General features: G+C 36.3%; 6 protein-coding genes. 2 read left to right on the top strand and 4 right to left on the bottom strand.

The window, feature by feature from the left end:
* Positions 1 to 85: 85 nt before the first annotated feature.
* The gene (locus HMPREF3249_RS06190) at positions 86 to 724 is read right to left on the bottom strand and encodes a TetR/AcrR family transcriptional regulator (protein WP_004804327.1); all 639 of its coding nucleotides are present in this window, start codon (positions 722 to 724) and stop codon (positions 86 to 88) included.
* Between the two features lie 299 nt (positions 725 to 1,023).
* Between HMPREF3249_RS06190 and mobC the strand changes: the two genes are divergently transcribed.
* Positions 1,024 to 1,380: a plasmid mobilization protein gene (gene mobC, locus HMPREF3249_RS06185; protein WP_070867535.1), complete on the top strand. Its 357-nt coding sequence runs from the start codon at positions 1,024 to 1,026 to the stop codon at positions 1,378 to 1,380.
* Between the two features lie 2 nt (positions 1,381 to 1,382).
* A complete protein-coding gene (locus HMPREF3249_RS06180; RefSeq protein ID WP_070867534.1) occupies positions 1,383 to 2,714 on the top strand; it encodes a relaxase/mobilization nuclease domain-containing protein in 1,332 nt (443 codons plus the stop codon).
* A gap of 69 nt (positions 2,715 to 2,783) precedes the next feature.
* Here HMPREF3249_RS06180 and HMPREF3249_RS06175 read toward each other — a convergent pair whose 3' ends face one another.
* From HMPREF3249_RS06175 to HMPREF3249_RS06165, 3 genes are all read right to left on the bottom strand, one after another.
* Entirely contained in the window at positions 2,784 to 3,443 is a 660-nt protein-coding gene (locus HMPREF3249_RS06175) for a hypothetical protein (RefSeq protein ID WP_039677233.1), read from the bottom strand.
* Between the two features lie 42 nt (positions 3,444 to 3,485).
* Positions 3,486 to 12,206, bottom strand: coding sequence for a helicase-related protein (locus HMPREF3249_RS06170; protein ID WP_070867533.1), 8,721 nt, complete (start codon positions 12,204 to 12,206; stop codon positions 3,486 to 3,488).
* A 173-nt stretch (positions 12,207 to 12,379) separates the two neighbouring features.
* On the bottom strand, positions 12,380 to 13,807 hold the full coding sequence (locus HMPREF3249_RS06165) for an AlbA family DNA-binding domain-containing protein (protein ID WP_040402931.1): 1,428 nt from the start codon (positions 13,805 to 13,807) through the stop codon (positions 12,380 to 12,382).
* Positions 13,808 to 13,822: the final 15 nt, after the last annotated feature.

The raw sequence follows: 13,822 nt of genomic DNA, 5'->3' as shown, positions 1-13,822 counted from the left end.
CATACAGAAACAATATCCAGTTTTATTTTTATTCTTCTGAGATCTCGAAATATAACTAAGTTATGTTTCGGGTAAAAAAATTCGTCTATATTCCTCGTATCTTTTTCCATCCCTCATTAAAGAACTCCGAAATCAAAGTTGCATTCAATTTCACTTCTTCTTTACTTTTAGAATGAACTGCTACTTCCGATAATGCATAAAAGTACGCATGGTTGATTAGATGAATTCCTCTATTAGTTATCACATTATTTACATGATCCGCTCCGTATATCATACTTAAAATTTCAAAGTGATTTTTATCTTCTTTCTCAATAATTCCGTCTAAAAAGTTGTTAAATTTTGTTCCATAAGAACCAAAGACCAGTAATTCAAATGCATCTTTATGTTCAAAGAAATATAGAACCATTTTAATAGCACCTTGTGCTTTTGATTCCAAAATCTTGGAAATAGTTTCTTTCTTTATATGATTTTCTCTTTTATAAACATCAAAACTCTCATCTTCATACATGGCATAAGAACTTTGTATCTGATTCACGATTGGCTCTACTAATTCGGTGAAAAGAGCTTCCTTATCTTCAAAATGACCATAAAAAGCACCTGTAGTTACACCCGCCGCTTTGCAGATTGCTCTTAAATTAGCTTTTTCAAATCCTTGTGTTTTAAAAATATTCTTTCCACAATCCAATATTTTTTTATGAGTTGCTTCGTAATCACCATTAGCCACGATTTACTCCTCCTTTCTTCAAATATAACTTAGTTATATTATACTACCTGCCATCTCAAATTTCAAGAACAAAAGTTGTAATATTTTACTTTTATATGGTATAATATAAAATACAAATCAAATACACGCTTAATGCTTGCTACCTTAATCACACTTTTGTAGCAAGCACAGTAAGTGTACGGACACTTACGGAAAAATTGACGAAGCAGCCCTTTGGGATCTGCTTCTTTTTTTATCAATTTTTAGCTTGTTAGGGAGAACCCTAAGACCCCGAAATACATTCAAAGGAGGAACTAACTATGGCAAATAGAATACGAAACGAAAGACTTGAAATTAAACTAACTGAAGAAGAAAAGGCTCTTTTTGCAGAGAAAAAAAGACTTGCGAAGTGTAGAAACATGAGCCATTTTATTCGCAAATGCGTTTTGGAAAAGGAGATTTATCAGGTAGATTTAGAGCCTTTCCGGGATTTACAAGTCTTACTTTCCAATGCTACAAATAATATCAATCAGATTGCAAAGAGAGTAAATCAGACAGGTGTCATCTATAAAGATGACATCCATGATATGAAAAAAGCAATTGAACATTTTTCAAAAGAGCTGTGGCAAATTCATTCACTACTTCTGAAAAGAACATCTGAAACGGAAGGTGAATAATAATGGCTATTACAAAAATACACCCAATAAAATCGACTCTTAATCTTGCTATCGACTACATTGTAAATGGAGATAAAACAGATGAGCAGCTATTAGTAAGTACTCATAAATGCCATGAATCAACTGCTCATACTCAGTTTTTAAGGACAAGAGAAAACGTAGGAACAAAAGGAACCGTTCTTGCAAGACATCTCATTCAATCCTTTTTACCGGGAGAAACTACGCCTGAAATTGCACACCAAATAGGTATGGAGCTGTGTAAAAAGATACTCAAAGATGAGTATGAATTTGTCTTATCTACCCACATAGATAAGGGGCATATCCACAATCACATCATCTTCAATAATGTAAATATGGTAACAGGCAGGTGCTACCAGTCTAACAAGAAAAGCTACCACCAAATCCGTTATCAGAGCGATAAGTTATGCAAAGAAAATAACCTATCCGTTATTGACGAGTTTTACGAAAGCTATAAGAAAAAATACAAGACTAACGGTAAATCTTGGTATGAAAATGAACAAGCAAAGCATGGCACTTCTTGGAAAAGCAGGCTTCAATTTGACATTGACAGAATTATAAAACAGTCTAAGGATTGGGATGAATTTCTAAAGAAGATGGCAGATCTCGGCTATGAAATCAAATACGGTAAGCACATTGCTTTTAAGTCAAAAGATAAGACGAGATTTACAAGGGCTAAAACAATCGGGGAAGATTACACCGAAGAAAGATTAAAAGAACGCATTGCAGAAAGAGAGTTTATAAAGACTTCTGCCGTCAAAAAACGCATCGGCAATGTTATTGACATGAACACAAATGTTAAAGTAAAAGAAAGCAAAGGCTACGAATATTGGGCAACCAAACATAACCTTAATACAATGGCTGAGTCTGTTATCTTTCTCAGAGAACAAGGTATTAAATCCGTTAAGCAACTTGATGAGTACATCCAAAAAGCAGCCGATGAAAGGCAAAATTTACAGGATAAAATCAAGGTTATTGATAAGGTAATGCAGGAGCTTTCTGCCACTATGGAACAAGTTCATACCGTTAAAAAATACAGGGCATACTACAAGGAATATAAGGCAAATCCGTCTGATAAGTCATTTTTTAAAGAGTACAAAGCTCAGATTACCCTATATGAAAATGCCCTTTCAGAACTTAAAAAATCCTATTCCAAGCTCCCAAATTCAAAGGATATTTTAGCTGAGCTTGATAAATTACAAGAAAAAAAGAATACCCTTATGCAAGAGTATTCTTCCTCAAAATCTACTATGGATGAACTTTACAAGATACGAAAAAATTATGGAATTTACATGGGTAAGGAGATGGAGCGATAATCTTTATCTCCTTTTTTCGCAAATAAAAAAAAGAGTCGGTGCAGTCCCAAGACCACACCGACCATAAGTTTATCTCTCAGCTTCTTTTGATGTTTCTTTCTTTTCTTTAGGCTTTTCCTTATCTTCAGCCTGATATTTTTTGATAGCTCCAAGCACAGACTCTTTCTTTTCATCTCGACCTTTCATCTGTTCTTTTGCCTTTAAGAGCTTTGAAGAAAGTATCCTGATGTTAGTATGTTCCTTGCCGTTATCGTCAACGGAAGTTCTGATCTGTCCAAAGAGTTTTACAAAATCTCCCTGCTTAAAGTCTTTTGGAATATCACCCTTTTCTCCGTATGCGGAGCAATTATGATATACCTTATTGCCCTCATCATCTTTAGATGCCACAGAGAAGTTTACTACTTGAAATGCTTCGCCGTTCTTATTTTCCCTTTCTACTATATCTACCTCTCCGACAATATTTCCTACAACATTGATAAGATTATCCTTTTCTTCCTTAACATAAGGCAGGTCTTTTATCTGCCCCTGTTCCCTTAAATCCTCAATCATATAGTCAAATTCTTCATGTAGCAAATTAACGGTGTCATTGTCCATATAAGCGTCATATAGCTTGTCCAAAGCACTTTCATCATTGATGCCTTTTTCCATGCTTATAATCGCCTTTACAAAGTCCTTGTGGTTATCATTTACCATATCTTCTATTTGATTTCTCATTGCTTTGTAATCCATGTTTTTATCTCCTTTCATGGCAAAAGGGAGATTGCCCTCCCCTTATCTTAAAATTTCCTGTTCTTTTGTTTTTTGCTTTTCTTCTGTTTTACTTTCATTTTGATAGGCTCTTATCCGACCTAAAATAGATGGCTTATCCTCTGATTTTTGTGTGTTTTCTTCTTTGATATGAAGATTGTCCTCCACATCATAGGTTGACTCAAAATAATCACTGTCCTTAAAGTCATTGTCATATCTATCCGGAATACCGTCATTATCGAGGTCTTTTGCAAGTGGATCATAGAAGTTTCCTTCATCATCAATATCGAGTCCCGTTGCTGCTCTTAAATCTTCGGAATCAACATAAACTAAATCACTAAAAGAGGACATTTCTATTTCATTTTTCATATTCTTTAGAGCTTCATTTTCTCCCTTATTTTCGTAATCAAAGCTCTCTGTTTTGATTGGCGTGTCATCAATATACTGAGTCCATGCCTTATCCTCTAAATTCAGTTCATACTGAATACCATGCCTTTCATCGGGTGTATTGGTATAAGCGATGCCTATATGCTTCAAATCAGGGTACAAGGTATTAAATTCATCATAGCTATGATTTTCTTCGTACTCTCTATTACAGAAGTCAATGATTGCTCTTTTTACATCTTCTATAAGCGGATTATCATTTCTCTTTTCTTCCACTTCTCCCATATCAAGGAGCTTATTCAGTTCTGCAAGTCTTAATACCTTATTCTTTAGTTCATCAGCTTTTTCAAAAGGCTTTTGTAATTCCTCTTGGGCATTTTCAAGCTGTTCTTTTGTGCTGAAGAGCTTTTCTTCAAGCCTCTTTAATTTCTCAGGCATTTTCTCAAGAGCATTATCAAGCCTTGTAATATTACCGTCCGCACTCGTTCCAAGCTCTCCTGAATGCTTTGCAGCACCGTTTAAGCTGAAGTTATGCTCATTGGTGAAGAAGTTGTAACTCACCTCTAAATCCAGGTTTCTATACTTACCGATAACTTTGCTTTCATTGATCTTTACTTTAGAAATAGCTTCAAGCAGCTTTTCTCCGGCTAACTTTTTATCTAATATCTTCTCACCACCGATAGTAATAGAAGCAAACTTTTCCTCTCCTTCAGCTTTTGCTTCTACATCTTTAATATCTTTCTTTACAGCCTCAATGAGCTTTTCTGTTCTTGAAATTTCTTCCGGATAGTTTTTAGCAACCTTATCCTCTAATCTGTAACGGTTGGACTTATAGTTTGCTTCAAGCATTTTAAGTTTTGTAACCTCATTATCCAAATCCATCTTTTCCTTGATTTTCGGATCACCTGTAGCAAGGGCTTTAATCTCTGCATAGTTTAAGCTGCTTTCGTCCACATCTTCCGCCACTCTTACAGGTGTTTTACTTGTCATAATCTGAGAAATGAACTTCTGCTTATTTTCTATGGTCTGCCAAAGATAAGCATCAAAGGTATTCTCCGTTACATAACGATAGATATTAACCTCTTTATTTTCATTTCCCTGTCTTACAATTCTTCCTGCTCTCTGTTCAAGATCCGCAGGACGCCATGGGACATCTAAATCATGAAGTGCAATCAGCTTATTTTGAACATTCGTGCCGGCTCCCATTTTCTGAGTCGATCCCATCAAAATACGAATTTCGCCTTTTCTTACCTTTGCAAAGAGTTCATCCTTTTGCTTATCAGAATTTGCTTCATGGATAAAGGCAATTTCTTCTTTCGGTATTCCCATTGCCACAAGTTTTTCTCTAATATCATCATAGATGTTAAACTCTCCTTCACCTTTTGGAGTTGACATATCGGAAAACAGAAGCTGTGTTGACTTATTCTCTTTCGTCTTATCCCAAATACTAAAGACATTTTTCACGCAGACATTAACCTTACTGTCAAGATTATCGGGAAGTAAAGGGTTGATTAAACGCTGATCCAATGCAAGTTTCTTGCCGTCATTCGTGATTTTAAGCATATTATCTTCATCAGGCTCTACCACCCTATTTCTTACATCATCAGCTCTTTCAGATAAGCTCTTTAGGATTTCCTTTTGTTCCTCACTTGGCAAAGTTTTAATAACTTCATAGTGCGCTTCAGGTGTTGGAAGGTTAAGCATATCCGCTGTTTGAATATCTGCAACTTCCTTAAACATAGACATAAGCTCCGGAAGATTATAGAACTTTGAAAATCTTGTCTTAACTCTGTATCCTGTTCCCTCCGGAGATAATTCAAAGGCAGACTGTGTTTCACCAAAGGTAGATGCCCAGCTATCAAAATGCTTTAAATTATTCTTTTTAAGGCTTTCATACTGAAGATAACGCTGCATTGTATAAAGTTCCGTCATGGAATTTGATACAGGAGTTCCTGTGGCAAATACAATACCTTTTCCACCCGTCATTTCATCCATATACCTACACTTCATAAACATATCGGAGGACTTAAAGGCTTCAGACTGCCCGATACCTGCTACATTTCTCATTTTTGTATAGAGATAGAGATTTTTGTAATTGTGTGCTTCGTCGATAAAGAGCTTATCAACGCCTAATTCCTCAAAGGTAATAACATCATCTTTCTTAAAATCATCGTTTAACTTTTCAAGCCTTGTTTCCAGTTTTTTCTTTGTCTTTTCAAGCTGTTTTACCGTAAAGTTCTGATTTCTGTCGTGCTTATATTCCTCAACATAATTTATGATTTCATCAATCTGATCCTGAATATGCTTTTCTTGATATTCCTTACTCATCGGAATTTTTTCAAATTGCGTATGCCCAATTACAACCGCATCATATTCACCGGTTGCAATTCTTCCTATGAACCTTTTTCTATTTTTCGGCTCAAAGTCTTTTTTATCTGCCACCATAATGTTAGCTGACGGATATAACTGCATAAACTCACGACCGATTTGACCTGTTAAGTGATTCGGTACAACAAATAAAGACTTGGAACACATCCCAAGCCTTTTAGATTCCATTGCAGAAGCTACCATTTCAAAAGTCTTACCACTTCCCACTACATGGGCAAGCAGCGTATTTCCTCCGTACAGACTTCTTGCAATAGCATTTTTCTGATGAGGTCTAAGCTCTATTTTCGTATTCATTCCCTCAAAGGATAAATTGCTTCCATCATATTCTCTATTACGGATTGAATTAAAACGCTCATTATACAATTTTACAAGCCTGTTTCTTCTTTCCTGATCGTTAAATATCCAGTTCTTAAATTCTTCTTTTAGAAGCTCTTGTTTCTGCCCTGCAAGAAGCGTTTCTTTTTTATTTAACACAGAAGTTTTCGAGCCGTCAGGATTTACAATCTGGTCAAAGACCTTTGTTTCTTTAAGGTTTAAGGCATCCTCAATCAGCTTATAGGCACTTACCCTTGATGTACCATAAGTCATTTCAGCAAGGTCATTTCCTCTGTCTTTGCTTTTTCCCTCAATATTCCATTCGCTTGTAAGATTTGAAAATTTAACCTTAATATCCCATCTTGCCCAGCCCGGCGTTTTCAGTGTTTCAAAGATAAACTTTTCAATATCTTTTATTGGTATCCAAGTAGCACCAAGCCTTACATTGATTTCACTTGCTTCAAGCTCCTTTGGTAAAACTTTTGTAAGCTCTGCCTTTTGGTATTCCAATCGGCTCATCTCATAGCTTATCAGCTCTTTTTCTTTGCCATCTTCTGCATAGCCAAGATGAGGTAGTTCTCTTTCCGTTTGTCTTAGCTTAGAAAGATAACTGTCAACAATCGCAATCTTATCTCTGATATTTCCTGATAGGTACTCATCTTTTGTTACATATCCATATTTATATGAATTGCTGCCATTTGCACAGGCAAAAGGTAAATCCCCATCTTCAGGGTTAAAGGATAACGGTCTGTAAAAGTTCTGTTCTTCTCTGATATTTAAGTAGATTTCTCCCCTTAATTCTTCTATCAAAGTCGGTCTGTCTTTTCCTGTAAGACTTTCCATATAGTCAAAATCGACATAACCCTTTTCGGATACAGATAGTACCAACGCTTCAAGGGAAGCGTCCACATGGTCGATTACCTTTGCTTTTGTGATGGTTCTTTTACTGAAAATATCACCTTTTTCCTTAAAATTTTCTTCTTCATCAAGAATTTCTATTGAGGAAACAAGTGGGAAGTTACTATCTTCTTTTAAGGCTCTGGTATTAGAAAGGTTATTGACATACCCATGCTTTTTAGAAAAACTGTCATAGACTTCATTTAGCTTTTCCTGAACTTTCCTTACTTCATCATCTGAAAAATCTTCCTTTTGCTTATAAATAACATCCTTTAAGGCGTTGTTCAGTTCAAGGTAATCCTTAATCTTTTCCTTATTTTTATCCGTCACTTCTTTCTTTACGAAAAGTGAGTTTTCTCTGTAATACACTTCACCATCAATAACGGTATAGGAAAAGTTTTTGACATCATCCGTTGCAGGAATTGAAGTGATTTCATCATCTAAAAGCTCTATTTCTTCATAAGTTGATCCTTTGGATATTTCTTCACTTGCTTTTGTCAGAAGCTCTTTTAAGTCGGCATTTTCTTTCGGCAGGCACGCAAGTGTGTTTCCAAATCTTCCTGAAACTTCACGCATTGTGCCGAGTACCTGTTCAGGATGATCTACAAAATATTTGTTATAGGTAAGACCATTTTCATCTTCAGCGAGGTGTATCCAGTCCTCATCCCTTTCTCTGATACTATCTCTTTTCTTTAGGAAAATAATGTCCGATGTTACTTCCGTTCCGGCAACTCCCTTAAAGGTATCATTTGGAAGTCTGATTGCCCCTAAAAACTCTGCTCTTGCTGCAAGATAGCGTCTTACACTTTCGTCCTTTTTATCCATTGTGCCTGAAGATGTGATAAAGGCGATAATACCGCCGTTTCTGACTTTATCAATGGACTTGGCAAAGAAATAATCATGGATAAGGAAGTTATTTTTGTTATACTCCCTGTCATTTACCTTATATTCTCCAAAGGGTATATTGCCGATAACCGCATCAAAGAAGTTATTGGAAAAGGAAGTTTCTTCCAGTCCTTTAATCTGCACTTCACTTTCAGGGTATAAGAGTTTTCCAATTCGACCGCTTACCGAGTCAAGTTCTATGCCATAAAACTTGGACTTATTCATTTTATCAGGGATATTGCCTATAAAGTTTCCGATGCCCATTGATGGTTCTAAAATGTTTCCCTGTTTAAATCCCATATCCGAAAGCGTCTTATATATTCCGTCAATTACGGTTTTCGGTGTGTAAAAGCTCGTTAAAGTAGATTCTCTTGCAGCTTCGTATTCTGCATGTGATAAGTTCTCCTTTAGAAAAGCCCTTGCTTCTTTCCACTGACCTCCCTTGCTTTCATCAAAGACTTCGGAAAGTCCGCCCCAGCCTACATACCTTGCTAAAACTTCCTGCGCTGTACTGTCAAGCTCTCTTTGTCCGCTCTCCACTCTGTTAAGCATGGAAATTGCTTCAATGTTTTGATTTAATCTTTCGCTTGGAGATAACTTTTCAGGTAGCGTTTCTTCTGTAATTTTGAAGTTATGTGCTTCCGTTTTCTTTATTTCTACTTCCTCAATAGTTTTTTCAAGTTTCGTATAGTTTAGATTTTCAAATAGCCTATCAAGGTCGCTTTCAAAACGATAAGGAATTACATCGGAGCCTGTTATCATACCGCCAAGATATTCGGTATTGTCCTTGACTGTTATTGTCTTTAGGTTATTTCCCATATCATCAAAGCGTGTGATGGTATAGTTTTTATCCTTATATTTAACTTCATCTCCAACAATAAAGTTAGGTCTTTCAAGACTTACCTGCTTTAATAAGTCCTCATTATCTTCAAAGGCTACAATGGGGATTTGATGATTTCCACTTCTTGCCGGATCAATCCATAAATCATATCTTCCTGTGATTTGGTTTTTAGAAATCTCCCTTACAGTGTATTCTTCATGGTTGAAATATACGGTATCGCCTGTTTTAACTGCAAATTCATCTGCAAGGCTTTCCTCTTTTTCATTAAGCTCTACTTCTTCTCTTTCTTTGAGATAATCAAATAGTGTTCCCTGAACAGGTGTTGCAGCTATTCTTTCTTCTACTTCTTCAGGTACTTCAAGCTCTGTTTCTTCTTCAAAACTAAGTTCTCCGTTAAAGACTGACTGAAGCTCCTGCTCATCCATCTGCTTAACAAGTTCCGTATCTTTAAGTTCTCTAAAGGTCTTTGGAAAATCTTCTAAAATAAGCCTTTGGGCATTTAATTCTTTCAATTCTTCAAGATTGAAATATCCCCATTCAGGTTCAATACCAAGTACAAGTCCAAAGGCATCTCCACTTTCCCTATCGTATTCTGTCATATACCAAGTCCAATTACTTCTAAACGGAATGATATATGCAGCATGAACTTGCTTATCTGCTAAAGATACATCTTCCTGTGCATAAAGCTCAGGCACTCTTTCAAGCATTTCATCGGTAATTAAGTTTTCAGGATCATCTTTAGAATAATATTGTGGTGCTTTTGCTTCTTCTATCTCTGCCTTACTTTCTATTTTCTTTTCTTCATACAGATTTTTAGAAAGCAGCTCATCAATATGCTTTGCCACGCTTGACCAAGTAAGAAATACATCACTGCAATCTTTCTTTTGCAATTTAAGTCCCTTTGCATCGTGCCATTCATCGCTTCCCATTGCACCTGAAACAGCATGAGAGCTTCCACCTATGCCATACTCATCTTTTAAGAAATTTGCTTTTTCTTGAAGTGTATGGTTTTCTTTGAAAAATTTTGTAATTCGCTCTTTTCCCTTATCTATTCCGCTTCCTCTTGACAGGGTAGCAAGAACTTCGTCATCTGTAATAAATGGCTTTACTTTAGGAAGTTCTGTCAGATTGGTACTATATTCCTTTCGTGTCAGCTCAAGTTCCTGTAATCTCTGATAAAGGCTATCTACCTTGTGATAATGAAATCTTAGTACACCTCTGTTTTCTTTGTAGCCTGCTAAGAACCTACTGTATTCTTTAATTGTGTCCTTTAGGTATTCAGGATTTTTTAATGCCTCAGATAGTCTTTTCGTTTCTTCCGGAAAGCCACCACCTCTTTCTATAAAATCAAAATAACCCTGTGCTTTTCCTTCTTCGCTTAAATCATGGTATAGATACCATAATGACTCTGAAATTCTGTCCCTTTCATAATCATATGCTTCAGAAAGTTCTACATTTGTGGCAAACTCACCTCTGTCAAGAAGTTCATTTATCCTACTTGCTGCATCACTCCAGCTTAAAATTTGTGTATTATCTTCTCTTGCAGAAGTCCCGTAAGTCAAATGAATGCCTTTATCCGAATACCAGGAAGATACCTCTCTTTCACCAATGTAAAATCCGTTTCCTCCTCTAAAGGTATCTTGGAGGTATTCTCCCAATTCTTCATTTCTCTTTCCTTTAGAAAACTCAGCAATGATAGGAAGTCTGCCGCCATCATGGTTTCCTCCGTTAATAAGAACGGTATCTATATCCTTCTGAGTTAATGGAATGGTAAGCCTCATTTGTCCGTAAGTATTTTCGGGTAAAGAAAAAGAAGCCTTATCAGCTTCTTTTAACTCTACATTAGTATTATCTTTTAAATTTCCACTACTTCCTTGATTGTCATTTCCTTCAGAGCTGAAATCATCACCCCATACTGCGGATTGTTCTCGCCCTCTATCTTCCAAGCTGCCATCAGTTTCGGTTTTTCTGTTCTCATAAACTCTATCGCCTGTTTCTGAATATCCATCAGGTGTCCTGTCAGTTTCTTCTCCTTGTATAGGTCTACCAACATCTCGAAGTGCCTCTGCTCCTCGCTCTCTGAAAGGTAAGTGAGCCTCATCACTGCGTAAGTCGGATTCGGGAATTCTTTCATGAAGTCCACCTGTTCCTCCAAGTTGTTTAGCGTATTCTCCCTGATTTTCTCTATTATCTCGTCCGTACTCTCCATTTCGGAGAACTCGCTCGTTTTCATTTCTTTCCTGATCATCTCGTCGAAGTACATTTTCTTCTACCTCCTCAATTTCTTCTTTAATCCTATTATATCCTGCTTCTTTTCCTCTTAAAACTTCTTTGTCCAGCTCTTTGCTTTTTTGAATGGTTGCATCAATAATCTTTCCACTAATATCCGATACGGTTTCACCAAGACTCATAATAGATATGCTATCAAGTCTTTGAAAATTCTCTCTTAAAAGTTCGTTATCTATCGGATAATCTGCCTTAAATCTTGAAGCAACTGCATAGCTTATAGAGTCCCTCACAAACTTTGCAAAAGATATTCTATTCTCATCTGCTATTCTAAGCTCATTCATAAGGCTGTCTATCTTTTCATCTCCGTAAATCCTGCTTAAAGAAAAGATGTTTTCAAGTGTGCTTTCACTTTCCTCATAGCCCTCGTTTTTTATCATTTCCTTTAAGACATCTTGATGAGCTTCTTTGTCAAACTTCCAAAGATTTACTTCATTGACATCCCTGTTTCTTGAAACCGTCTGACCTATATCAAAGATATAGTCAACTTTCTTGTATGTGCCATAGTCCTCTAAGATAGGGATACCTTTCTGCCCTCTCATAACGGTCCTATTAAATCGTTCCCTCCAATAATCGAACTTGGCACAGGCTGTCGCTTCAGGATTTCTATCATAAATACTTAATTGACTTCTAAAGTCATATCTCTGATTGTTTCCGACAACCTTTAGGAGCTTCAGATATTCTGCTTCACTTTGCAAAATATCTTGTTTTACAAGCTCCAAAATGTTATGAAAATCATTTATTCGCATTTTTACCTCCTTCTTTTTTCCAAACAAAAAAGGTGGTTAGATTTTACTCTAATCACCTTTTGATTCTGTGTGCTGCAACTTACTGCAACTTAATTTTTCTGCTGCAAAACCTTATTGTATGACACTTTTAGAAATCAATTACCTACTAAAAATCATAGTTCTGCAACTTACTTTTATTCATTAAGTTCCCAGTGTCCGCTATTACCACTTCCTACATACTTCAGATTATCTATTTCCTTTATAGCTCTTTCAATAGTCTTTACGCTAACTCCAGCTTCATCTGCAATAGCCTTTCTTGTAATCCTATCATTGCTTCTCACTTTTTCTTTAATAAACTCTGCGAGGGCTATCTTATCGTGAGCGACATCGTGAACGACACCCTGAGCGACATCATGAGCGACATTGTCGCCCCCAACCTTTTGCGTCGCTATCTTCTTTAGAGGAATAATCGTTCTAAATATATCTCCCTCCTCAAATAACGGGTTTTCTCCTGAATAAAGCTGTGTGTACTTGTAGGTATTTCGCATTCCTGAACCAAGTTCATCTGCAAGACCTATTTCTCTAAACACCTTTGATATAGCAGGATTCTTAGGAAATGGCTCAAACTTCTGTAAATCTAAAGTTCCCATTCCATGAGCCAAGTTGCTGTTTTCAACAGTAATTTTCTCATCATCAATAATCATCTTTGCAGGATACCCACTTGAATAATCCCTATGAGCCAATGTATTGGAAACTATCTCTCTAAGTATCCTATCTCTTGCATTAACATTTACAATTCCGTCTAAGACAAATAAATCGTTCAAATGCTTCTGCCCAAACTCTATAAGCCTGTCATAGCTATCAATCAGATTTGTTATGACAACATCTCTATCATCATATCTATCCTTGTTTTCAACTCTGAATATTGCATCTGTTTTGTGTTGTGGAAGAACGGACATAATCGAGTTGTCTTTTCCAAATAACAGAATAGCAGCTAATGTAATTCCCTCACGCTTTGTTTCCGGATCTGTCAGAATGAGATTAGCACTTCTAAGAAGTTCTTCATTACTCATATTCTCCCAAACATGATTTTTATTTCGGGAAACAGCCATTTTCTTAGCTTTATCAATAACAGAAGCATCAAGAAAATCAATATCCAGATTCGGATATACTTTATTTACAAAATAGCTTCCTTGCTTTCTTGCATATAGCTTATATACAAGTTCGGAATGGTCTGTGATATTGATGTCTCCCTCATAAGACCTATCCCAAATTCTTCCGTTATGCCTGCACACCTGATAACCTTCCGGCACTCTGATGTAAATTACTTTTTTCTCATCTATATTAAAGACTTCAGGAAGCAAATAAAGTGGTGGATACATCTTTTGCGAGTTATTGATTGCCGTAGTAAATTCCTTAATCACTTTATCAACTTTGTCTTTACTAACACCGACAATCTCTCTTTTATCATTTACACCGAGTAAAATATGTCCGCCATTTCTATTATTGAAGGAGCATACTGTATCAAAGACATCTTTGGTTAAAGCATCTTTAGATTCTTTAAACTCAACATCTATCTTCTCTCCATTTTGAATTAACTTCTTTATTTCATCTATCGTCATCTGCTTTTTCACCAT

Origin of the sequence: Streptococcus sp. HMSC36C04 (assembly GCF_001839535.1) — a bacterium.
GTDB classification, from domain to species: Bacteria; Bacillota; Bacilli; order Lactobacillales; family Streptococcaceae; genus Streptococcus; species Streptococcus hominis.
The sequence above is the reverse complement of the archived record's forward strand: the minus strand, read 5'-3'. Positions and strand labels throughout refer to the sequence as shown.